The following is a 22,861-nucleotide window of genomic DNA, read 5'->3' on the forward strand; positions in this document are numbered from 1 at the left end:
CGCGGCAGGCGAGGCCGCGGCCGCCGGCCACGAGCGGGACGGACCGCTTGTGCGCGCTGCCGCCTTCCGGGGCGCGTCGCGTCCGTACGATCCCCGACGAACGGGACAGGCGGCCTCCACCCGATGCCGCCCGCCGGGACACGTCGCACCCGTCCGATCGGCAGCGAACGGCACGGCCCGTCTCCGGCCAACGCCGTGCGCGGGCCGGGCGACCTACCCGATGCGACCTCAGGACCGGGCCACCTCCACCCGACGCCGCTCACCGGGCTGGCGGCGAAAACGCCCTGCCCGGCGCTCTCCGCCCCTCCCTCGTCGGCCAATTGCCTCGCCCCTCCCCCACCGGCCGCTACGTTTTACGTCCGTCCGTCCTCCGTCCGCCCTCTCCCCGGCTCCCTCCACTTCCTCCGCGTCGGTCGTCTATCGCGCTCTGTTGACTGCCGTCACCAAGTCGCTACGCTGACAGCGGACCCGCATGGCTGGCAAGACCCCCGTTCACCTCCATTTTTCCTCGGCGCGAGGGGGCGCATCCGCGATGGAGCTCAAGCCGTCGGCCCATGTCGACACCTTTCCGCGCGACCACCTCCCGCCCGCCGGACAGTGGCCGGACCTCCGCTTCGACCTGGCGGGGGCGGACGGCCCGCGCTACCCCGACCGGCTCAACTGCGGCGCCGAGCTGCTGGACGCGACCGTGGCCCGGCTCGGTGGCGGGCGGCCCGCCGTTCACGACGGCGAGGGCGGCGTCTGGTCGTACGGCGAGCTCCAGCGGCACGTCGACCGGATAGCCCGCGCCCTCGCCGACGACCTCGGCGTGGTCCCGGGCAACCGCGTCCTGCTGCGCGGGCCCACCACGCCCTGGCTCGCGGCCTGTTGGCTCGCCGTGATGAAGGGGGGCGCCGTGGCCGTGACCGTACTGGCCGCGCAGCGCCCGCAGGAGCTCGCCACGATCTGTGAACTCGCCCGCGTCCGGCACGCCTTGTGCGACACGCGGTCGCTCGACGACCTCGTCAACGCGTCCGTCCCCTCCTTACGGATAACCCCGTACGGAGGAAATTCACCGGCCGACCTTCTGCGGCTCGCGGCGGACAAACCCTCATCGTATGCGGCGGTGGACACCTCCGCCGACGACGTCGCCCTGATCGCCTTCACCTCCGGCACCACCGGCCGCCCCAAGGGCTGCATCCACTTCCACCGCGACGTGCTGGCCGTCGCGGACACCTTCTCCGCGCGCGTGCTGCGCCCCGGCCCCGACGACGTCTTCGCGGGCAGTCCCCCGCTCGGCTTCACCTTCGGCCTCGGCGGCCTGGTGATCTTCCCGCTCCGGGTCGGCGCGGCCACCCTCCTCGCCGACTGGTCGGGCCCGGAAGGGCTCCTCGACGACATCGAACGGCACCGCGTCTCCGTGCTGTTCACCGCGCCGACCGCCTACCGCGCCATGCTCGCCCGGCTGGGCGCCTACGACGTCTCGTCCTTACGCCGCTGCGTCTCCGCGGGCGAGCACCTGCCCGCCGCCCTCTGGCACGCGTGGCAGAAGGCCACCGGCCTGCGCGTCATCAACGGCATCGGCGCCACCGAGATGCTGCACATCTTCATCTCCGCCGCCGACGACGCCATCCGCCCCGGCACCACCGGCCTGCCCGTGCCCGGCTACGAGGCGCGCGTCCTCGGCCCGGACGGCCGGCCCGCCCCGACGGGGAGCCCGGGTTACTGGCCGTCCGGGGCCCTACCGGCTGCCGCTACCTCGCCGACCCGCGCCAGCGCGACTACGTGCGCGACGGCTGGAACCTCACCGGCGACACCTATGTCCGGGAGCCGGACGGCTACTTCCGCTACGTGGCCCGCGCCGACGACATGATCGTCTCGGCCGGGTACAACATCGCCGGCCCCGAGGTCGAGGAGGCGCTGCTGCGCCACCCGGACGTCCTGGAGGCGGCCGTCGTCGGCCGGCCGGACGAGCGGCGCGGCGAGATCGTCGTCGCCCACGTGGTGCTGCGGGAGGGGGTGCCGCGCACCGAGGAGACCGTGGCGGCCTTACGGGAGTTCACCAAAAAGGAGATCGTTCCGTACAAGTGCCCTCGCGAGATCGAGTTCACCGACGCCCTCCCCCGTACGCCCACCGGCAAACTCCAGCGATTCCGCCTGCGCAACGGAGCTTTACAGTTTCCCCGTGACTGACCAGCAACCACTCCATACCCCTCGGTCCCTCATCGTCACTTTCTACGGCGCGTACGGGCGCGGGAGCGCCGACCGTCCGGCCGGCCGCCCGGTGCCGATCGCGGCCCTGATCAGGTTGCTGGGCGCGGTGGGCGTGGACTCGCCGTCGGTGCGGTCCGCGGTCTCCCGGCTCAAACGCCGCGGCCTGCTCGTCGCGGAACCCGCCCCCGACGGCGCGGCGGGCTACGGGCTGTCCGCCGCCGCCCGGCAGTTGCTCGACGACGGCGACCGGCGTGTCTACGGCCGTCCCGCCGGCCGGGAGACCGGGTGGCTGCTGGCCGTCTTCTCGGTGCCCGAGGAGGAGCGGCACAAGCGGCACCTGCTGCGGTCGCGGCTGGCGCGGCTGGGCTTCGGCACGGCGGCGCCCGGGGTGTGGATCGCCCCCGCCCACGTCCACGAGGAGACCCGGCACACGCTCGAACGGCTGGAACTCGCCCCCTACGTGGACCTGTTCAAGGGCTGTCACCTGGGCTTCGAGCCGACCGTCGAGGCCGTCGGCCGCTGGTGGGACCTGCCCGCCCTGGCGCGGCAGCACCGCGCCTTCCTGGACGCCCACGAGCCCGTGCTGCACCGCTGGGCGCGGCGGCGCGCGCTGCCGCCGCAGGACGCCTACCGGGACTACCTGCTGGCGCTGGACTCGTGGCGGCGGCTGCCGTACGCGGATCCGGGGCTGCCGGCGGGGCTGCTCCCGGGGGACTGGCCGGGGGTGCGGTCGGCGAAGGTGTTCGCGGGGCTGCACGCGCGGCTGCGGGAGGCGGGGGCGAGGTTCGTGGAGGGGACCCTGTCCCCCGCCCGCCTCTCCCCGTGACCGGGGCCGCGCCCCCGGCCCGCTGCCGTGCGGCCACCTTCGTACGCCGGGCGGGCCCGGCCGCTCACGCCCGCCTGCCCGTCGGCGGTTTGCGGCTGCCCGCGCGGTACGGGGCCGGCCACGGCGCGCCCGGGCCCGTGTAGCCCTGGTCGGCGGCGGCGTGCAGGGTCCAGTGGGGGTCGTAGAGGTGCGGGCGGGCGAGGGCGCAGAGGTCGGCGCGGCCCGCCAGGATCAGCGAGTTGACGTCGTCCCAGGACGAGATGGCGCCGACGGCGATGACCGGGACGCCCGCCTCGTGCCGGACGCGGTCGGCGAACGGCGTCTGGTACGAGCGGCCGTACGCGGGCCGCTCGTGGGGGACGACCTGGCCGGTGGAGACGTCGAGGGCGTCGGCGCCGTGGGCGGCGAAGGCGCGGGCGATCGCGACGGCGTCCTCCTCGGTGGTGCCGCCGTCCGCCCAGTCCGTGGCGGAGATCCGGACGGTCATGGGCCGGTCGGCGGGCCAGACGGCCCGTACCGCGTCGAAGACCTCCAGGGGGTAGCGCAGCCGTCCCGCGAGGTCGCCGCCGTAGGCGTCGGTGCGGTGGTTGGTGAGCGGGGAGAGGAAGGAGGAGAGCAGGTAGCCGTGGGCGCAGTGGAGTTCGAGGAGGTCGAAGCCGGCGCGGGCGGCGGCCTCGGCGGAGCGGACGAAGTGCTCGCGTATCCCGGCCATGGCCGTGGTGGTGAGGGCCCGGGGCGGCCGGCTCAGGCCGGGCTTGTAGGGCAGTGGTGAGGGGGCGACGACGGGCCAGTTGCCGCTGGGGAGCGGTTCGTCGATGCCCTCCCACTGGCGCCGGGTCGAGCCCTTGCGGCCGGAGTGGCCGAGCTGGACGCCGAGGGCCGTACCGGGCGCCTGGGCGTGGACGAAGTCGGTGACACGGCGCCAGGCGCTCTCGTGCTCCGGCGCGTACAGGCCCGCGCAGCCGGGGGTGATCCGGCCCTGGGCGCTCACGCAGACCATCTCGGTCATGACGAGCCCGGCGCCGCCGAGCGCGCGGGCGCCGAGGTGGACGAGGTGGAAGTCGCCGGGGGTGCCGTCGACGGCCGAGTACATGTCCATCGGGGAGACCACGACGCGGTTGCGCAGGGTCAGGCCGCGCAGCCGGAAGGGCGTGAACATGGGCGGGGTGCCGGGCGGGACGCCGGCTTCCGCCTCGACGGAGGCGACGAAGTCCGGGTCGCGCAACCGGAGGTTGTCGTGGGTGACGCGGCGGCTGCGGGTGAGGAGGTCGAAGGCGAAGCGGCGCGGCGGGCCGCCCGTGTGGAAGGAGAGGTCCTCGAACCACTCCAGGCTGGCGCGGGCGGCCCGCTGGGTGGACTCGACCACCGGGCGCCGCTCGGCCTCGTACGCGGCGAGGGCCTCGGGGACGGCGGTCGCCTCCCGGAGGTGGCCGGCGAGCGCGAGGGCGTCCTCGACGGCGAGCTTGGTGCCGGAGCCTATGGAGAAGTGGGCGGTGTGCGCGGCGTCGCCGAGCAGGACGGTGTTGCCGTGGGACCAGTGGGCGTTGACGACGGTGCGGAAGGCGGTCCAGGTGGAGCGGTTGGAGCGCAGGGGGCGGCCGCCGAGGGCCTCGGTGAAGTACTTGCCGCACGCCGCCACGGAGGCGGCCTCGTCGCACGTGTCGAGCCCGGCGCGGCGCCACACCTCCTCGCGCATCTCGACGACGACCGTGCTGGCGCCCTCGGACGGGTCCGCCGAGGGGCGGGAGTAGGGGTAGCCGTGGAGCTGCATGAGGCCGTGCTCGGTCTCGGCGATGTCGAAGCGGAAGGCGTCGAACGCGAAGTCGGCGGAGAGCCAGATGTACCGGCAGCGATGCGTGGTGAGGGTGGGGCGGAAGTGGTCCCGGTGGGCGTCACGGGTGCGGCTGTGGACGCCGTCGGCGGCGATGACGAGGTCGTACGAGCGGGCCAGCTCGGCGGCGGGCGGCGCCTCCGCGCGGAAGCGGAGGTCGACGCCGAGCTCGCGGCAGCGCTCGTGGAGGAGCGCGAGGAGCCGGCGGCGGCCGAGGGCGGCGAAGCCGTGGCCGCCGGAGCGCAGGGTGGTGCCGCGGTGGACGACGTCGATCTCGTCCCAGCGGACGAACTCGCGGCGCAGCGCGGCGTAGACGTCGGGGTCGGCGCTCTCGATGCCGCCGAGGGTCTCGTCGGAGAGGACGACGCCGAAGCCGAAGGTGTCGTCGGGGGCGTTGCGCTCCCAGAGGGTGATCTCCCGGGCGGGGGCGTGACGTTTCAGCAGGGCGGCGGCGTAGAGGCCGCCGGGGCCGCCACCGATGACCGCGACGCGCCGGGCCACGGGGGCCCGGCCGGGGGGCGCCACGGCGGTCACCGCCCGCTCCAGCGGGGCGGCCGCTTCTCGGTGAAGGCGGCGTGGAACTCGGCGTAGTCGGCGCTGTTCATCAGCAGCGCCTGGGTGGCCGCGTCGAGTTCGACGGACGCGGCGAGCGGCATGTCGAGCTCGGCGGTGAGCAGCGCCTTGGTCTGGGCGTGGGCGAGGGCGGGGCCGTCGGCGAGGCGCCGGGCGAGGGCCGCGGCCTCGGTGTGGGCCGCGCCCTCGGCGGTGAGCCGGCTGATCAGGCCGATGCGCTCGGCCTCGGGGGCGGCCACGGGTTCGCCGAGCATCAGCAGCCGGGTGGCGTGGCCGAGGCCGACGACGCGGGGCAGCAGGTAGGCGGCGCCCATGTCGCCGCCGGAGAGGCCGACCTTGGTGAAGAGGAAGGCGAAGCGCGCGGTGGGGTCGGCGACCCGGAAGTCGGCGGCGAGCGCGAGGACGGCGCCGGCGCCGGCGGCGACCCCGTGCACGGCGGCGATCACGGGGAAGGGGCACTCGCGTAAGGAGCGGACGACCTGCCCGGTCATCCGGTTGAAGTCGAGGAGCCGGCCGGTGTCCATGGCCAGGGTGGCGCCGATGATGTCGTCGACGTCGCCGCCGGAGCAGAAGCCGCGGCCCTCGCCGCCGAGCACGAGGGCGCGTACGGAGCCGTCGCGGGCCAGTTCGGGCAGCAGGTCGCGCAGGTCGGCGTAGGCGCCGAAGGTGAGGGCGTTGAGCTTGCCGGGGCGGGCGAGGGTGACGGTCGCGACGCCGGCGTCGAGGGTCAGGCGCAGGTGCCGCCAGTCCTCGGTGGGGGTCCGGTTCGCTGAGCCGGTGAAAGGACTCATGGGGCGGCGGCCTCCTTCAGCCGGGGCTGTCGGGCGAGTGCCTGCGCCGTGAAGTTATCACCGGTACGTGACTGTCGTCACGGGTGCGCGATATCGGCCGGATGGGCGGAGGGGTTCCCCCACCCGCCCCTTCCCGAACCGGGGGCAGGCCCCCGGGCCCCCGGTCCCGCGCTGACGCGCGGTGGCCTCAAGCTCCCCCGGCTACTGCTGGGAGGTGCCCCCAGCCGGGCTGGATCTCACCGACGCCGCCCTTTGCCGAAAGACCGCAGCCACCGCGGTCCGGCCCGTCCGGTACTCCTAGTCCCGCGCCAGCGTCGCCACCAGGACCGCCTTGATCGTGTGCATCCGGTTCTCCGCCTGGTCGAAGACGACCGAGTGCGGGGACTCGAAGACCTCGTCCGTGACCTCCAGGGACGTCAGGCCGTGCCGCTCGTGGATCTCCTGGGCGACCGTGGTGCCGAGGTCGTGGAAGGCCGGCAGGCAGTGCAGGAACTTCACGGCGGGGTTGCCGGTGGCCCGCAGGACGTCCATGGTGACGGCGTACGGCGCGAGCAGCGCGATCCGCGCGTCCCAGACCTCCTTGGGCTCCCCCATCGACACCCAGACGTCCGTGGCGACGAAGTCCGCGCCCCGCACGCCTTCGGCGACGTCCGCGGTGAGGGTGATCCGGGCGCCGCTCTCGCCGGCGAGCCTGCGGGCCACGGCCACGATCTCCGGGTCGGGCCACAGCTCCTCCGGGGCCACGATCCGCACGTCCATGCCGAGGAGGGCACCGGTCACGAGGTAGGAGTTGCCCATGTTGTAACGGGCGTCGCCGAGGTAGGCGTAGGCGACGTGCTCCAGGGACTTGGCGGTGTGCTCGGACATGGTGAGGATGTCGGCGAGCATCTGCGTGGGGTGCCACTCGTCGGTGAGGCCGTTGAAGACGGGCACCCCGGCGTGTGCGGCCAGCTGCTCCAGGATGTGCTGGCCGTGGCCCCGGTACTCGATCGCGTCGAACATCCGGCCGAGGACCCGCGCGGTGTCCTTGACCGACTCCTTGTGGGCGATCTGGGAGCCCGCCGGGTCGAGGTAGGTGGTCCGGGCGCCCTGGTCGGCGGCGGCGACCTCGAAGGCGCAGCGGGTGCGGGTCGAGGTCTTCTCGAAGATCAGCGCGATGTTCCGGCCGTGCAGCAGGGGCACCTCCACGCCCGTCCGCTTGGCCGCCTTGAGCTGGGCGGCGAGTTCCACGAGACCGTGGAACTCCTCGGCGGTGAAGTCCGTCTCCTTGAGGAAGTGGCGGCCCTTGAGGTCTGTCGCCATGGGGTGGGCTCCTAGCTCACGACTGCGGGAAAATGGAACTGTATACGATGACCCGCATTGCTATGCAGTCGGGTGGGTGGCAGCACCACCGGAACCGGCCGCCCGCCCGGCCGGCCCGCCCACCGGGTCCCGCTCCAGAGGACAGCTCATGCAGCGCGGTCCGCCCCTGCCGCGCCCCAGCTCACTGCCCGGGATCGTGATGACTTCGATCCCATTTTTACGCAGATAGGTGTTGGTCGTCGCGTTCCGCTCGTAGGCGACGACCACGCCCGGCTCGATGGCCAGCACGTTGCAGCCGTCGTCCCACTGCTCCCGCTCCGCCGCGTGCACGTCCTGCGTCGCCGTGAGCACCCGGATCGAGTCGAGCCCCAGGGCCGCCGCGACGGCCCGGTGCATGTGCTCCGGGGGGTGGTCGGAGACCTTCAGCTCACGCTCGCCCGCGCCCGGCTCGATCGTGTACGAGCGGAGCCTGCCGAGCCCCGCGTACTGCGTGAAGGTGTCGCCGTCCACCATGGTCATCACCGTGTCCAGGTGCATGAACGCCCGCCGCTTGGGCATGTCCAGCGCCACGATCGTGCGGGCCGAGCCCGCGGCGAAGAGCCGGTGGGCCAGCATCTCCACGGCCTGCGGCGTGGTCCGCTCGCTCATCCCGATCAGCACCGCCCCCTCGCCGATCACCAGGACGTCGCCGCCCTCGATCGTCGACGGGTAGGCCGCCTGCCCCTCGGACCAGACGTGGAAGCCGCCCGGGGAGAACATCGGGTGGTACCGGTAGACGGCCTCGTAGTGCACCGTCTCGTGCCAGCGGGCGGGCCAGCGCATGGCGTTCACGCACACCCCGTCGTAGACCCAGGCGGAGGTGTCCCGGGTGAAGAGGTGGTTGGGCAGCGGGTTGATGAGGAAGTCGTCCAGCTCCATGGCGTGGAAGCGGACGGATACCGGCTCCGGGTACCGCTCCAGGAATTCCCGCTTGGTCATCCCGCCGACCAGCCAGGAGCCCAGCTCGGCGGCCGGCAGCCCGTCGAAGGCGGCCCGCAGGTGGCCGGTGGCGAGCGGGCCGTACTCCTTCTCGTCGAAGACCCGGTCCAGGACGAGCGCGCGCGCCGCCGGCTGCTCCAGGCTCTCGTCCAGCAGGTCCTGGAAGAAGTGGACCTCGACCCCGCGCTCGCGCAGCACGTCCGCGAAGCCGTCGTGCTCGGCGCGGGCGCGCCGCACCCACAGCACGTCGTCGAAGAGGAGGGCGTCCTTGTTGGACGGGGTGAGCCGCTTCAGCTCCAGGCCGGGTCGGTGCAGTATGACGCGGCGCAGCCGCCCGGCCTCGGAATCGACATGGAATCCCATCTCCCCATCCTGACCCCGCCGGACCGTGATCACGCAGATCCGGCGCGGGACACGGCCGGGGCGGGGCCGGGCGGGGGGCGGGCCCGGTGGTGACCCCCACCGGGCCCGCCACCGGCTACAGCCGGGGGTCGACCGGCTCGGACTCCAGCGCCAGGACCGCGAAGACCGCCTCGTGGACGCGCCAGAGCGGCTCCCCGGCCGCCAGCCGGTCCAGCGCCTCCAGGCCGAGCGCGTACTCGCGCAGGGCGAGCGAGCGCTTGTGGCCGAGATTCCGGTCGCGCAGCCGGGCGAGGTTGTCGGGGCGGGTGTACTCGGGGCCGTAGACGATCCGCAGGTACTCCCGGCCGCGGCACTTCACGCCGGGCTGGACGAGCCGGCCGTCCGCGCGCTCGGCGAACCCCTGGAGGGGCTTGACGACCATGCCCTCGCCGCCCGCGGCGGTGAGCTCCAGCCACCAGCGGGTGCCGGCGGCGACGGACTCCTCGTCCTCGGTGTCGACGACGAGGCGGCGGGTGGGGGCGAGCAGCCGGTGCGCGGCGCCGTCGCCGGCGGTCGCGGCCCGCTCCGCGTCGATCATCCGGTCGATCAGCGCCAGCTGCTCGTCGTGCGGCAGCCGGGCCAGGCCGCGGCCCTGGACGGCCAGGATCTGGAACGGCGCCATACGGATGCCGGCGAGGCCGTCCGTGCCCGGCGCGTCCTCCAGGCCCGGGGTGCCCTCCCGGCCGGTCCCGGCGGTTCCGGGGGCCTCGACGGTCCCGGCGGGCCTGCCGTGCGCGGCGGCGCCGACCGGCCAGCAGTAGCGGCCGTACGCCTCCGTGAAGGCCCGGGCGTCCTCGGCGCGCTCGCGCTGCCGGCCGAGCAGCCCGGCGACGTCCACGCCGCGCGCCGCCGCGGCCTCCAGGGCGGCGAGCGCGGCGGGCAGGGCGGCGCCGGACGCGGCGCCGACGGCCGCGTACTGGTCGCGCAGCAGCCCGAGAGCCTTGAGTGACCACGGCATCAGCTCGGTGTCCAGCAGCAGCCAGTCGGTGCCGAGCTCCTCCCACAAGCCGGCCCCGCCGACGGCCTCGCGCAGCCGGCCGAGGACCCGCCCGGCCGTCGCCGGGTCGTCGAAGAACGGCCGCCCGGTGCGGGTGTACACGACACCGGTGGCGCCGTCGGCCGCGCCGAAGCGCTCACGCGCCACGTCCGCGTCACGGCAGACGAGCGCCACCGCGCGCGACCCCATGTGCTTCTCCTCGCACACCACCCGGCGCACGCCGTCGGCACGGTAGGCGGCGAAGGCCTCGGCCGGGTGCTCCAGATAGCCGTCCTCCTTCGACGTCGCGCACGGTGCCATGGTCGGCGGGAGGTAGGGCAGCAGCCCGGGGGCGACGGCGAAGCGGCTCATCACCTCCAGGGCGGCCGCGGCGTTCTCCTCCTTCACGGCCACCCGGCCCATGTGCCGGGTCTCGACGACCCGGCGGCCGGTGACGTCCGCCAGGTCGAGCGGACGGCCGTCGGCCCCGCCGGGCGCCTCGCTCACCAGCGGCTTCGCCGGTTCGTACCAGACCCGCTCGGCCGGTACGTCCACGAGCTCGCGCTCGGGCCAGCGCAGGGCCGTCATCCGGCCGCCGAAGACGGCGCCGGTGTCGAGGCAGAGGGTGTTGTTGAGCCAGGTGGCCGACGGGGCCGGGGTGTGGCCGTAGACGACGGCGGCGCGGCCGCGGTAGTCCTCGGCCCAGGGATAGCGCACCGGCAGGCCGAACTCGTCGGTCTCGCCCGTGGTGTCGCCGTACAGGGCGTGCGAGCGGACCCGGCCGGAGGTGCGGCCGTGGTATTTCTCCGGCAGGCCGGCGTGGCAGACGACGAGCCCGCCGCCGTCGAGCACGTAATGGCTGACCAGCGACTCGATGAACTCCCGCACCCGCCCGCGGAACTCCGGGTCGGCGGCGTCCTCCCGCTCCAGCTGCCCGATGGTCTCTGCGAGGCCGTGGGAGTGCTGGACCTTGCGGCCCTTGAGGTAGCGGCCGAGCTTGTTCTCGTGGTTGCCCGGGACGCACAGGGCGTGCCCGGCGGCGACCATGCCCATGACCAGGCGCAGCACACCGGGGCTGTCGGGGCCGCGGTCGACGAGGTCGCCGACGAAGACGGCGGTGCGGCCGTCGGGGTGCGCGGCGTCCACCGGCCGGCCGGACCCGTCGCGGACGAGGGCGTACCCCAGCTTCGTGAGCAGGGTCTCCAGCTCGGAGCGGCAGCCGTGGATGTCGCCGACGATGTCGAACGGGCCGGTGAGGTGGCGCAGGTCGTTGAACCGGCGCTCCAGGACGATCTCGGCGGCCTCGGCCTCGGCGACGCCGCGCAGGACGTGCACCTTGCGGAAGCCCTCGCGCTCCAGGTGGCGCAGGGAGCGGTGGAGTTCGCGCCGGTGGCGCTGGATGACGTGGCGGGGCAGGGCGGCGCGCTCGGGGCGGGCGGCGTTGCGGTCGGCGCAGACGGCCTCCGGCATGTCGAGGACGATCGCCACGGGCAGCACGTCGTGCTCGCGGGCCAGCCGGACGAGCTGCCTGCGGCTCTCGGGCTGGACGCTGGTGGCGTCGACGACCGTCAGCCGGCCGGCGGCGAGCCGCTTGCCGGCGATGTGGTGGAGGACGTCGAAGGCGTCGCCGCTGGCGCTCTGGTCGTTCTCGTCGTCGCTGACCAGGCCGCGGCAGAAGTCCGAGGACAGGACCTGGGTGGGCTTGAAGTGGCGGGCGGCGAAGGTGGACTTGCCGGATCCGGTGGCGCCGACGAGGACGACGAGGGAGAGGTCCGGGACGCCGAGGACGCGTGCCTCCCGCGGGCCGCCCTCCGAGGCGGCCGCCGGGGTGGCGGGCCTGGTGGTCATACGGCGGTCGCCTCCTTCGTGAGGGTGGTGGTCGTGGCGGCGGTGGCCGTGCGGTCCGGCCCGGCGTCCCGCCTGTGGAAGACGGCCGTCTGGGTGGGCGGCCCCACCTCGGGGTCGTCGGGTCCTACGGGCGCGAACCCGACTTCGTATCCGTGCCGTCCGGCGACGTCGCCGGCCCAGGTACGGAACTCCTCGCGGGTCCACTCGAAGCGGTGGTCCGGGTGGCGGACCTGCCCGGCGGGGAGGGTCTCCCAGCGCACGTTGTACTCCACGTTGGGGGTCGTGACGATCACCGTGGCCGGGCGGGCCGCGCCGAACACCGCGTACTCCAGGGCGGGCAGCCGGGGCGGGTCGAGGTGCTCTGTGACCTCGCTGAGCACGGCGGCGTCGTATCCGGCCAGCCGCCGGTCGGTGTAGGCGAGGGAGCCCTGGAGGAGGCGCACCCGGGCCGCCTGGCGCTCGGACATCCGCTCCAGGCCCAGCCGCCGGGCCGCCTCCTTCAGGGCGCGCATCGACACGTCGACGCCCACGACCTCGGTGAACCGGGGGTCCTTGAGCAGCTCGCCGACCAGCTGGCCCTGTCCGCAGCCGAGGTCGAGGACGCGGGCGGCGCCGGCGGCGCGCAGCGCCCCGACGACGGCCTCGCGGCGCCGCACGGCGAGCGGGACCGGCTTCTCGGCGGTGTCCTTCTCCTCGTCGACCGCGTTGTCGAGGCTCTCGGGCCCGGTGTCGTCGGCCTCGGCGAGCCGGGCGAGGGCGTCGCGGGTGAGGGAACGGCGGCGGGCGAGATAGCGGTTGGTGATCAGCACCTGTTCGGGGTGGCGCTCCAGCCAGCCCTCGCCGGCGCGCAGCAGCTTCTCCACCTCGTCGGGCGACACCCAGTAGTGCTTGGAGTCGTCGAGGACCGGGAGGAGGACGTAGAGGTGGCGCAGGGCCTCCGCGAGCGTCAGCTCGCCCTCCAGCGCCAGGCGGACGTAGCGCGAGTCGCCCCACTCCGGGAACCGCTCGTCCAGCGGCACCGGCTCCGCCGTCACGGACCAGCCCAGCGGGGCGAAGAGCCGCTCCACCAGGCCGGCGCCGCCGCGCGCGGGCAGGACGGGCACCTCGACGCGCAACGGCCGTGCCACGCCCGGCAGTTCGGGCCGGGCCGCGCACTGGCCCTTGACGGCGCTGCCGAACACGCCGCCGAGCGCGACGGCGAGCAGCGAGGACGCCGCGTACGGGCGGTCGTTGACGTACTGCGCGAGCGCGGAGTCGGGTGCGGCGCCGCGCCCCTTGCCCCTGGCGCTCCGTACCAGCGCCACGGGGTCGATCTCCAGCAGCATTGCCACGGTGCAGCGTTCGGCCGTCGCCTCGGGGTAGAGGACGTGGGCCGTGCCGTGCGCGGTGGAGAACCGCTGCGCGCGGTCGGGGTGTTTGTGCAGCAGGAAACCGAGGTCGGTGGCGGGTGATCCGGCGGTGCCGGTGGTACTTATCGTCAGGAACACCCGCCCGATTATCGTGGCTTGCGCCCGCCTTTTCCCAGTTCTTTTCGCCCTGCTGACCTGCCCCGGCCACGGCCTGAGGGGGCGACCGACACGCGTCCCGCGCGGGCGGAGGCCGGCGGCCCCGCCCGGCGGGAGCCCGCGGGGCACCGCCTCAGGGCCGGAGGGCGCGGGCCAGTTCCGCGATGCGGTCGGGGCCCACGCGGCAGCAGCCGCCTATGAGACGGGCGCCGGCGGACGTCCAGGCGGCGACGCGGTCCGGGGCGAAGGTGGGGCTGCCGCGCCAGGCCCGCGCCCGGGCGTCCCACTCCTCGCCGCTGTTGGGGTAGACGACCACGGGTTTCCCGGTGGTCTCCGCGGCGAGGGCGACGGCCCGGTCGACGTCGGCCGGCTCGCAGCAGTTGACCCCGACGGCGATCACCTGGTCGTTCCCGGCGGCGAGCGCGAAGGCGTCGCGCAGCGGCTGACCGGCCCGGGTCCGCTCGCCCGCGACGCTGTAGGAGAGCCAGACCGGCACCCCGCAGGGCTCCACGGCCCGGAGCAGGGCCTCGGCCTCGTCGGCGTCCGGGACGGTCTCCAGGGCGAGGACGTCCGGGGCGGCCTCCGCGAGCGTCTCCACGCGCGGCCGGTGGAACCGCTCCAGCTCGGCCACGCCCAGGCCGTACCGGCCGCGGTACTCGCTGCCATCGGCGAGCATCGCCCCGTACGGCCCCACCGAGGCCGCGACCCGGACCGGGGCGCCTTGCCCGTCCCCGGCCTCCCGGGCCAGCGTCACGCTGCTCCGCAGCAGGGCCGCGGCCTTCTCCCGCCCGATGCCCCGGCGGGCGAAGCCCTCGAACGTGGCCTGATAGCTGGCGGTGATGAGCACCTGTGCGCCCGCTCGGGCGTAGGCGGCGTGCGCGGCCCGGATCTGCCCCGGGTCGTCGGCGAGCAGCCGGGCGGACCACAGGGCGTCGGACAGATCGCACCCTTGCGCCACGAGCTGGTTGGACAGACCGCCGTCCAGGACGAGCGGTCCGCGCGCCAGCGCGTCGGCGAGCGGTACGGCGGGAGCGGGCGTCACAGGCACTCCTCGGGGTTCGGTGTGTCTTCTCGTCGGTCGCCGGTGGGCCCGGCCTCGGCCTCAGCCGAGCTGGGAACCGACCTCCGAGGAGATCAGCTCCAGGTGGTCGAGGTCGTCCAGGTCCAGGATCTGGAAGTAGATCCTGGACGAGCCCGTCTCCGCGTAGCGGCCGATCTTGTCGACCACCTCGGCGGGCGAGCCGGCCAGGCCGTTCGCCTTGAGCTCCGCCACGTCACGGCCGATGACGGCCGCCCGCCGCGCCACCTCGGCGTCGTCCTTGCCGACACAGGCGACCAGGGCGTTGGAGTACACCAGGTCGTCCTTCTTGCGGCCGAACTCCTCGGCCGCGGCCCGCACCCGGCCGAACTGCCGCTCGCTGTCCTCGACCGAGGCGAAGGGGATGTTGAACTCGTCCGCGTACTGCGCGGCGAGCCGGGGGGTGCGCTTGGCGCCGTGGCCGCCGATCAGGACCGGCACCTTGCCCTGGGCGGGTTTGGGCAGCGCCGGGGAGTCGGCCAGCTGGTAGTACGTGCCGTCGAAGTCGAAGGTCTTGCCCACCTCGGTCGCCCACAGGCCCGTGACGATCGCGAGCTGCTCCTCCAGGCGGCCGAACTTCTCCTTGGGGAAGGGGATGCCGTACGCCTTGTGCTCCTCCTCGAACCAGCCCGCGCCCAGGCCGAGCTCGACCCGGCCGCCGGACATCTGGTCGACCTGCGCCACCTGGATGGCCAGCACACCGGGCAGCCGGAACGTGCCCGCGGTCATCAGCGTGCCGAGCCGGATGCGCCGGGTCTCACGGGCGAGGCCGGCCAGGGTGATCCAGGCGTCGGTCGGGCCGGGCAGGCCGTCGGCGGAGCCCATGGCGAGGTAGTGGTCGGAGCGGAAGAAGGCGTCGAAGCCGAGGTCCTCGGCGGCCTTGGCGACGGTGAGCAAGGTGTCATAGCTCGCCCCCTGCTGGGGCTCGGTGAAGATACGCAGATCCATACCTCCATCCTGCCTTGCCGCACAGGCGTCAACCGCCCACACCCTGCCCCGCCCCACCCTCCCCGGTCGGGTGAATTCGGCCCGCCCGGGACAGGTGTCGGCGGGCTCGCCAGTGTCCGTGGCGACCGGTGATCGTTGGCTCGGGCGGAGCCGGACCGCCCGGCCCGCGCACCGGTGTCCGCTGCCGGAGGCGACGACCGCAACGCCGCCCGCCCGCACCGGGAGGGCCAGGGCCGAGGAGGCCGCGATGACCCAGGAAGCCGTGCCCGAAGAAACGGTGCCCGCACAGGCCGCTCCCGCGCAGCAGGGCGCGCCCAAGGGCCTGCTTCAGCAGATGGAGGAGCTGATGGCCGCGCTGAACGCCGATCTGTCGCAGCTCGACGCCGATCTCCAGTCGCCCGGCGAGCACTCCGCGCACAGCGGCGGAGGCGGTGCCGGCTGAGCGTCCGCCCCTCACGCGGCGCCTCCCTCGCGCTCGCGCAGGGCGAGCCGTCTCTGTAACCAGCGCACCCGGTCGCTCGTCTCGTCAGCGGCGTCGATCGCCTCCATGCACTGCCAGTACAAGGCGTCCTCGTCCGACGAGCAGGCGACGCCCACCAGGGCTATGCCGACCTCCCCGAGCAGGCCGCACAGGCCCGCCAGCGCGACCCAGGGATCGCGCACCTCACTGAGGTGCGCCGCCCGTATCGCCCCGGCGCGCGGCGTCTGACGCAGCGCGCCGGAGGCGCGGGCGCCTGCCTCGCTCAGACCGCCCGCCGCGGCCCGCGCCTCGAACGGGCCGTGGACCGCGAGATGACTTCCGATGGCACCCGCCAGGGCCTGGGTCTGCCATGCCTCGCCGACGATGTCCTGCACCGCCCTGGCCTGCGCCAATGCCGTCCGGGTGGCTCCGATGAGCCGCGTTGCGTCCATGTGCGGTCCCCCACTTTCCGACACTGCCGCCCTGCTTACCGCTTCTCACTACTCAGCGTGACGGCTAACCGCCGGAAACGCCAGGGGAATTCAGAAATCTGTGGATACCAGATGCGGTGTGGAGAACTCAATCACTCCGGAGAGTGACGAACCGCCAGATCTGGATCCACTCACTCCGGTACCGGCCCATCCGGCTCCCTCCGGCTCACTCCGGCTCAGTTCGATTCGCCGCGGCCCCGCCGCCGTCCGGCCCGGACGGTCGCCCCGGACGGTCGGCCCGGGGGAACCGCCGCTCGTTACGGTCGATCTTCGCCGCCAGCGCGGCGCCGGGTCGACACCCAGCGCGTGGCAGAACTGGAGCAGATACGCCAGGACGTCCGCGACCTCGTCCTCCACCCGGCCCGCGGTCTCCGGGTCCTCCATCACCCGCGCCGACTGCTCCGGCGTCAGCCACTGGAAGATCTCCACGAGTTCGGCGGCCTCGACGCTCAGCGCCGCCGCGAGGTTCTTCGGGGTGTGGAACGGCTGCCAGTCCCGCGCCGCCGCGAACTCCGCCAGCCGGAGCTGGAGGGCCTTCAGCTCGCCGGGGCCGCCAGGGCGCTCGCCCGATCCCCCGAAGGACCCGCCGGAAGCACCCGGAGCACCGGCTTCACCAGCCGCGCCGACCTCCCCGACCGCGCCCGCGGCCTCCGCCGCCCCCTCCGCCACCGGCCCCCGGGTCACCCGGGACTCCTCCCGCGACCTGGCCGCACCCACCGGAAGCCCCACCGGCCCCTCCTCATACTCTTTCCGCGTTTCGCTCACACCCCAGGTCTACCACCGACACCCCCGGCTCCCCCGCCCCCTGAGCATCACTCCAGGCGTCCCCCTCGGGCTCCCCCGCACCACCCCGCACCGTCCCCACCAAGCGCACATGCCCCCGCTCGCACATCTGCCGTGCCACCGTCAGCAGCTCGCGCGTCTGCCCCGGGTCCAGGCACCGGTCGAGGCCGTCCGCCAGCACCGTGAGCGCCTGCCGCGCGGGCAGCACCTCCGCGACCGGGTCCATGTCCAGCACCCCCGGCCCCGTCATGAGCACCAGGCACAGGGCCAGATAGCGCAGCTCGCCGTCGCCCAGCCGCTCCAGCGGCGTCCCGGCGCCCGCCGCCCGGCCCAGGACCGCCCGTACGAGACCGCCTTCCAGGGCCTGCGCCGACAGCTCCTCCACCGGGCCGCGGCAGCCCGCTCCCACCGCGGTCACCAGGGCGGCGTGCCGGGTGGCGCACTCGTGGCGGGTACGGGCGAGAACCGCGGCAACGTTGTCACACGCGCCGCGCAGCAGCCCGTCGCGCGCGGCGACCGGAGCGCGCATCAGCTCCGGGCGGGGGTCGCAGACGAAGACGGAGCGCAGCGCCACCACGACCTGCTCGGCGGCGTCGAGGACCAGCCGCTGACCGGCCGTCTTGCCCGCGACCCGCAGGGGCAGCAGCGCCGTGCCGAGCCGGTCGTCCGGCAGGGGCGCGCGCGTGACGGGGACGGTCCCGGCCGTGTGCCAGGCGGCCTCGACCCGGCGCAGCCCGGGGTCGCGCAGGGCCGTGGAGAGCAAGGTGCGTCCCCCGCCGGTCAGCCGCTCGCCGACCATGCGGAGTTCCGGTTCGGCCTGGACGGCGATGTCGAGCAGGACCGGGCCCGCCGGCCCCTCGACGGTGCAGCCGATCCGGAACCCCCGCCGCCCCTGGGCGTCCGGCCGGGCCCGGTGCGGCACGCACGTGGCGGCGCCGCCGGGCACGGAGGCGAGGGCCTCCTCCAGGGTGTCGCCGCCCGCGAGCCTGGCGAGGGCCTCGTACGCCTGGAGGGCGCTGGACTTGCCGCTGCCGCTCGGCCCCCGGAAGAGCGTCAGCGGCCCGAGCCGGAAGACAGCGTTCCGGTGGGTCCGGAAGGCGGAGAGGCGCAGTTCGGTCACCGCGGGCCGGTGCGGCGGGGCAGCGGCCGGAAGCGGCGGTCGGGCACGGCGTACGTCCATGCCCGGACCGTATGTGCCGGCCGGTCAGCCAAACCGTTTTACCTGATCACTCTTCCTACGATCGGGGTACCCCGAGGCCACCTCCGTGCCCTCGGGGGCGAGCAGGAAGACATTGGTGTCGACCCGGTGCATGCCGCTGCCCAGGCCGAAGACGACGCCGCTGGAGAAGTCCAGGATCCGCTTGGCGACGTCGGTGTCGGCGCTGGTGAGGTCGAGCAGCACCGGGACGCGGGCGATCAGGTGCTCGGCGACCTCCCGGGCGTCGGCGAACACCTGGACGCGCAGCACGACGAGCTGACGCCGGTTCGGCTCCGGCTCCTCCTCGGGCAGGGCCCGGTGGTTGGGCCAGGACGGCCAGGCGTGGCCGCGCAGCGGCACGACCTCGGCCAGGCCCTCCCACTGCTCATCGGTGGCCTCGGACCTGTTCACCGGATCACCCCTCCGGGGAACGTGGTGGCTATGTACATCCCACAATCCTAGGGACAAACGCCCCGCTGGGCCGAATGACACACCGTCCGGACCCGGCGGACCGGTCCACGGGCCGGGGCTCCGGGCCGGACCGCGGGCCGGGCGACGACCCCTCGACGGGCCCCGGGAGGGCCTGGCCGGCCGGCGGTCAGGAGGACCGCGGCGCCAGTCCGCGCAGGACGAGGCCGACGAGCGCGTCGGTGTACGCGTGGGTGAGCGGGGCGTCGCCCATCAGCCAGCGGAAGGCGAGGGGGCCGGTGAGGAGCTCCAGGGCGACGCGGAGGTCGATGCCCGCCTCGACCTGCCCGTCCCGCTGCGCGGCGGCCAAGCGCTCGACGTACAGCCGGAGTTGGGGCTCCAGGATGCAGCTGACCAGTTCCGCGCCGAGGGTCGCGTCGGCGATGCCGGCGGCCGCGAGGGCGCGGGCGGGCAGGTCGTACCGGGGGTGGCTCATGGTGTCGGCGGTGGCGCGGAGCACGGCCTTGAGGTCGGCGGCGAGGTCCCCGGTGTCGGGGATGCCGCGGGTGACCCCGGTGGCGTCCTGGCAGAGGTGCACGACGGCGTCCCGGAGGATCGCGGCCTTCGACGGCCACCAGCGGTAGACGGTCTGCTTGCCGACACCGGCGCGGGCGGCGATGGCCTCGATCGTCAGCTTCGGGTACCCGACCTCGCTGACGAGTTCGAGGGTGGCTCCCATGATCGCGTGATGGGACCGGCGGCGGAGCCGCGTGGCGGAAGGTGCGCAGTTGGAGGACATGCCGCGTAGCCTAGACCTCGGCGAACCGATACGTATCGTCTTGACAAGACGATACGTATCGTCCAGACTCATGGACATGCCGGGACGGAACGCCTCGGCTTACCGACGGAAGGAGAACCCTGATGGGCAAGGGGTCAGGAAACATGCTGGGCGTCGGCGGCACCCGCGCCAACCTCTCCCGCAGCGCGATGCGCGGCGGCAAGAAGGGTGGGGTTCCCAAGAGCGGCGTCGACCCGATGGAACAGAAGCGGGAGCTGCTCCGCAAGCTCAAGGAAGCGCGGTCCACCGATGAATCCCCCGCGTCGTGAGGACCCTTCCATGAGAGGGCCGGCCGCGTGCGGAGCGCTCGTGCGCGGCCGGTTCACCCCCTGCGGCGTCAGCGGCCGGACGGCCGCCGGCCGGGCCGGGGGGTCCGGGCGGGCCGGACGGGACCGCCGTCCCGGTCCTCACGGCCGGCCCGGTCCGCGCGGTACAGCGCGGCCCACTCCCGGGCCGTGAGGTCCTTGAGCCGGTCGGCGGGCGCCACCCCGGCGCCGCGCACGAACCGGGCGTGGCCGCGGCGCAGCACCTTCTGCGCCGCGTCACCGACGGTCATCCGGCCGGTGTCGAAGAACTCCTGGACGAATCGCTGGTAGGCGGCCCGTTCGGACCACGGCACGGACGGCCGGCGGCGGGGCGCCACGAGCAGGGTCGAGGTGTCGGCCCGCGGTACGGGGCTGAACTCGTGGCGGGGGAAGGCGAGTCCTTCGCCGAAGGTGTACCAGGGCTCCCACTGGGCGTTGAAGAGGTTGCCTCCCCAGGCCCCGGTGCGCTTGCCCACGTACTCGCGCTGGAGCAGGAAGACTCCCCCGCGCATCAGATCAGGCCCGAGGTCGAGGCAGCGCCTCAGAATTCCGGTGCCGGACACGAAAGGCAGATTGCCTATCAAACGGACGGGCTGCCGCGGCAGCCGTAAGGTCAGAAAGTCCTCGTTGACCACGGTGACGTCCGGGAGCGATTCCGCGGCGAGCCGGCGCGCCCAATGGGTGTCGATCTCGACCGCGAGTAATGGACGCCCGGCCGCGGCCAGCGCCTTGGTCACCCGGCCGGAGCCCGCGCCTATCTCGACCGTGAGCGTCCCGGCCGTGAAACCGGTCGGGAAGTACGAATCGTCCAGCTGGTCGGAGAACCTGCGGGCGGCGGCTGCGGACCGGAAGAAATTCTGGCCCCACTCCCTGCGCGCGGCATTGCGCGACGCGGCGGGCCCGGGGGCGGATCTCGGGGGCACCAGCGGTTTCGAGCTCACCCCGGGAACGTACCTTTCCATGATCCGAAGGTCCATCAATTGACAGTGCAGGCAACGGAAATCAGCCATCATCGGACGCGAAGGTTCCGGCAGCCGGCCGGGCGCCGGACCGGATTTCCGGTCAATGTTCCGCCCCTGTCCGGTGAATTTCCGGACAAGCCGGTGAAGTCCTCCGTTCCCGGCGGATTTCCGGGCCCGGCGCGCTCCGGGATTGCGCGATCATGGTTTCGGGGATCTTCGAGGTTCCCCCGAAAGGCCCTTGCCGAAAAGTTTTTTGATCCTCTAGACTCGGCTCCATGGGATCCCTGTGACAGCCGAAGATACGGCCGCGTAGAGCTCGACTCCGCCGCCGTATCCCTCCGTGCACTTATCGAAAACGCCGCAGCGACGTCGCGTAGCGCGTCATATGCCGCTCCGGCCCTCCCGCCGTGCCCTCACGCACCGCAGGACCGCCCAGTGCGCGGAAACGACCCCATTCCCGGCTGCGAAAAGGAGGCCCCCGCGTGCGAACCGCGCAACTAGCCCTGCACGACATCACCAAGCGCTACCAGGACCGCGTCGTACTCGACCGGGTCGGTTTCACCGTCAAGCCGGGCGAGAAGGTCGGCGTCATCGGCGACAACGGCTCCGGCAAGTCCACCCTGCTCCGGCTGATCGCCGGCCGCGAGCGGGCCGACAACGGCGCGCTGACGGTGGTGGCCCCCGGCGGCATCGGCTATCTGCCGCAGACGCTGGAGCTGCCGCCGGAGGCCACCGTCCAGGACGCCGTCGACCTGGCGCTGGCCGAGCTCCGCGAGATCGAGGCGGGCATGCGCCGGGCCGAGGCCGAGCTGGCCGAACGCCCCTACCAGGCGGGCCCGGACGCGGAACTGACGGCGCTCCTGGAGACCTACGCCGCCCTGGTCGAGCGGTACCAGGCCCGGGGCGGCTACGAGGCCGACTCCCGGGTGGACATCGCCCTGCACGGGCTCGGCCTGCCCGGCCTGGACCGCGGCCGGAAGCTGGGCACCCTGTCCGGCGGCGAGCGGTCGCGCCTGGCCCTGGCCGGGACGCTGGCGTCGGCGCCCGAGCTGCTGCTGCTCGACGAGCCCACCAACGACCTGGACGACCAGGCCGTCGGCTGGCTGGAGAAGCATCTGCGCGGGCACCGCGGCACGGTCATCGCCGTCACCCACGACCGGATGTTCCTCGACCGGCTCACCACCACCGTCCTGGAGGTCGACTCCGGCTCGGTCACCCGCTACGGCAACGGCTACGACGGCTATCTGACCGCCAAGGCCACCGAGCGCCAGCGGCGGCTGCGGGAGTACGAGGAGTGGCGCGCCGAGCTGGACCGCAACCGCGAGCTGGTCACGTCCAACGTCACCCGGCTCGACGCCATCCCCCGCAAGATGCCGTTCGCGGTCTTCGGGCACGGCGCGTTCCGGACCCGCGGCCGCGGGCACGGCGCGATGGTGCGGATCCGCAACGCCAAGGAGCGGATCGAGCGGCTGACCGAGAACCCGGTCGCGCCGCCGGCCGATCCGCTGTCCTTCACGGCACAGATCTCCACCGCGGCCGCGGAGGAGGCGGAGCGGCTGGTGGCCGAGCTGTCCGGGGTGCGGGTCGAGGGCCGGCTCGGCGTCGACTCGCTGACCGTCCGGCCCGGCGAGCGGCTGCTGATCACCGGGCCCAACGGGGCGGGCAAGACCACGCTCCTGCGGGTGCTGGCCGGGGAGCTGACCCCGGACAGCGGCTCGGTGCGGGTGTCCGGCAAGGTGGGGCACCTGCGGCAGGAGCAGCCCCCGTGGCCGGCCCGGCTCACCGTGGCCCAGGCGTTCGCGCAGGGGCGGGTCGGCTCGCCCGACGAGCACGTCGAGGCGCTGCTGTCCCTCGGCCTGTTCAGCCCGGACGACCTGCGGCAGCGGGTGGGTGAGCTCTCCTACGGGCAGCGGCGCCGGATCGAGCTGGCGCGCCTGGTGACCGAGCCGGTGGACCTGCTGCTGCTGGACGAGCCCACCAACCACCTCTCCCCGGCGCTCGTCGAGGAGCTGGAGGCGGCGCTGACGGACTATCAGGGCGCCGTGGTGGTCGTGACGCACGACCGTCTGATGCGGTCCCGGTTCGACGGCGCACAGCTGATGCTCGACGAGGGCCGCATCGCCGAGTTCAGCGCGGCCTGACACCACCGCGCCCCTCGCGGGCGG

17 protein-coding genes and 2 pseudogenes are annotated in these 22,861 nt (G+C 74.0%); 5 read left to right on the forward strand and 14 right to left on the reverse strand.

Going from position 1 to position 22,861, the window contains the following annotated elements; all coding sequences use genetic code 11:
- Nucleotides 1–532 precede the first annotated feature (532 nt).
- Nucleotides 533–2,172: pseudogene (locus tag SMD11_RS07915) on the forward strand (AMP-binding protein).
- Nucleotides 2,165–3,019, forward strand: coding sequence for a PaaX family transcriptional regulator C-terminal domain-containing protein (locus SMD11_RS07920; protein WP_087925765.1), 855 nt, complete (start codon nt 2,165–2,167; stop codon nt 3,017–3,019). Before SMD11_RS07915 ends, SMD11_RS07920 begins: the two are co-directional and overlap by 8 nt.
- A 64-nt stretch (nt 3,020–3,083) precedes the next feature.
- Here SMD11_RS07920 and SMD11_RS07925 read toward each other — a convergent pair whose 3' ends face one another.
- From SMD11_RS07925 to SMD11_RS07960, 8 genes are all read right to left on the reverse strand, one after another.
- A complete protein-coding gene (locus tag SMD11_RS07925) occupies nt 3,084–5,384 on the reverse strand; it encodes a bifunctional salicylyl-CoA 5-hydroxylase/oxidoreductase (protein ID WP_199843822.1) in 2,301 nt (766 codons plus the stop codon).
- Nucleotides 5,381–6,214, reverse strand: coding sequence for an enoyl-CoA hydratase family protein (locus SMD11_RS07930; protein WP_087925766.1), 834 nt, complete (start codon nt 6,212–6,214; stop codon nt 5,381–5,383). Before SMD11_RS07930 ends, SMD11_RS07925 begins: the two co-directional genes overlap by 4 nt.
- Nucleotides 6,215–6,511: 297 nt before the next feature.
- Nucleotides 6,512–7,516: an ornithine carbamoyltransferase gene (argF, locus tag SMD11_RS07935; RefSeq protein WP_087925767.1), complete on the reverse strand. Its 1,005-nt coding sequence runs from the start codon at nt 7,514–7,516 to the stop codon at nt 6,512–6,514.
- Nucleotides 7,517–7,576: 60 nt separating this feature from the next.
- On the reverse strand, nt 7,577–8,857 hold the full coding sequence (locus tag SMD11_RS07940; RefSeq protein WP_087925768.1) for an arginine deiminase: 1,281 nt from the start codon (nt 8,855–8,857) through the stop codon (nt 7,577–7,579).
- A 115-nt stretch (nt 8,858–8,972) separates the two neighbouring features.
- Nucleotides 8,973–11,720, reverse strand: a complete 2,748-nt coding sequence (locus SMD11_RS07945; protein ID WP_087925769.1) for a polynucleotide kinase-phosphatase — start codon at nt 11,718–11,720, stop codon at nt 8,973–8,975.
- Nucleotides 11,717–13,207 (reverse strand): 3' terminal RNA ribose 2'-O-methyltransferase Hen1, encoded by a 1,491-nt coding sequence (locus tag SMD11_RS07950; protein ID WP_087925770.1) that lies wholly within the window; start codon nt 13,205–13,207, stop codon nt 11,717–11,719. Before SMD11_RS07950 ends, SMD11_RS07945 begins: the two co-directional genes overlap by 4 nt.
- A 151-nt stretch (nt 13,208–13,358) precedes the next feature.
- On the reverse strand, nt 13,359–14,267 hold the full coding sequence (gene mmuM / locus SMD11_RS07955; RefSeq protein ID WP_087925771.1) for a homocysteine S-methyltransferase: 909 nt from the start codon (nt 14,265–14,267) through the stop codon (nt 13,359–13,361).
- A 60-nt stretch (nt 14,268–14,327) separates the two neighbouring features.
- Nucleotides 14,328–15,251, reverse strand: coding sequence for an LLM class F420-dependent oxidoreductase (locus tag SMD11_RS07960; RefSeq protein ID WP_087925772.1), 924 nt, complete (start codon nt 15,249–15,251; stop codon nt 14,328–14,330).
- Nucleotides 15,252–15,498: 247 nt separating this feature from the next.
- Here SMD11_RS07960 and SMD11_RS07965 point away from each other — a divergent pair, with 247 nt between their 5' ends.
- Nucleotides 15,499–15,693, forward strand: a complete 195-nt coding sequence (locus SMD11_RS07965; protein ID WP_087925773.1) for a hypothetical protein — start codon at nt 15,499–15,501, stop codon at nt 15,691–15,693.
- An 11-nt stretch (nt 15,694–15,704) separates the two neighbouring features.
- On the opposite strand, the gene SMD11_RS07970 is transcribed toward SMD11_RS07965, so the two are convergent.
- From SMD11_RS07970 to SMD11_RS07990, 5 genes and pseudogenes are all read right to left on the reverse strand, one after another.
- Nucleotides 15,705–16,163, reverse strand: a complete 459-nt coding sequence (locus SMD11_RS07970) for a DUF6099 family protein (RefSeq protein ID WP_087925774.1) — start codon at nt 16,161–16,163, stop codon at nt 15,705–15,707.
- Between the two features lie 205 nt (nt 16,164–16,368).
- A pseudogene (locus tag SMD11_RS07975) lies at nt 16,369–16,742 on the reverse strand (nucleotide pyrophosphohydrolase).
- Nucleotides 16,743–16,941: 199 nt separating this feature from the next.
- Nucleotides 16,942–18,165: an AAA family ATPase gene (locus SMD11_RS07980; protein ID WP_087925775.1), complete on the reverse strand. Its 1,224-nt coding sequence runs from the start codon at nt 18,163–18,165 to the stop codon at nt 16,942–16,944.
- A 24-nt stretch (nt 18,166–18,189) separates the two neighbouring features.
- Entirely contained in the window at nt 18,190–18,594 is a 405-nt protein-coding gene (locus SMD11_RS07985; RefSeq protein WP_087925776.1) for a cell division protein SepF, read from the reverse strand.
- A gap of 187 nt (nt 18,595–18,781) precedes the next feature.
- Nucleotides 18,782–19,390 (reverse strand): TetR/AcrR family transcriptional regulator, encoded by a 609-nt coding sequence (locus SMD11_RS07990; protein ID WP_087925777.1) that lies wholly within the window; start codon nt 19,388–19,390, stop codon nt 18,782–18,784.
- 122 nt (nt 19,391–19,512) lie between these two features.
- Between SMD11_RS07990 and SMD11_RS07995 the strand changes: the two genes are divergently transcribed.
- Nucleotides 19,513–19,698, forward strand: a complete 186-nt coding sequence (locus tag SMD11_RS07995) for a DUF6243 family protein (RefSeq protein ID WP_087925778.1) — start codon at nt 19,513–19,515, stop codon at nt 19,696–19,698.
- A gap of 68 nt (nt 19,699–19,766) precedes the next feature.
- Here SMD11_RS07995 and erm read toward each other — a convergent pair whose 3' ends face one another.
- On the reverse strand, nt 19,767–20,675 hold the full coding sequence (gene erm / locus SMD11_RS08000; protein WP_349294382.1) for a 23S ribosomal RNA methyltransferase Erm: 909 nt from the start codon (nt 20,673–20,675) through the stop codon (nt 19,767–19,769).
- A gap of 503 nt (nt 20,676–21,178) precedes the next feature.
- Between erm and car(A) the strand changes: the two genes are divergently transcribed.
- Entirely contained in the window at nt 21,179–22,837 is a 1,659-nt protein-coding gene (gene car(A) / locus SMD11_RS08005) for an ABC-F type ribosomal protection protein Car(A) (protein WP_087925780.1), read from the forward strand.
- Nucleotides 22,838–22,861 lie beyond the last annotated feature (24 nt).

The sequence above is a fragment of the Streptomyces albireticuli genome (assembly GCF_002192455.1).
GTDB lineage: Bacteria > Actinomycetota > Actinomycetes > Streptomycetales > Streptomycetaceae > Streptomyces > Streptomyces albireticuli_B.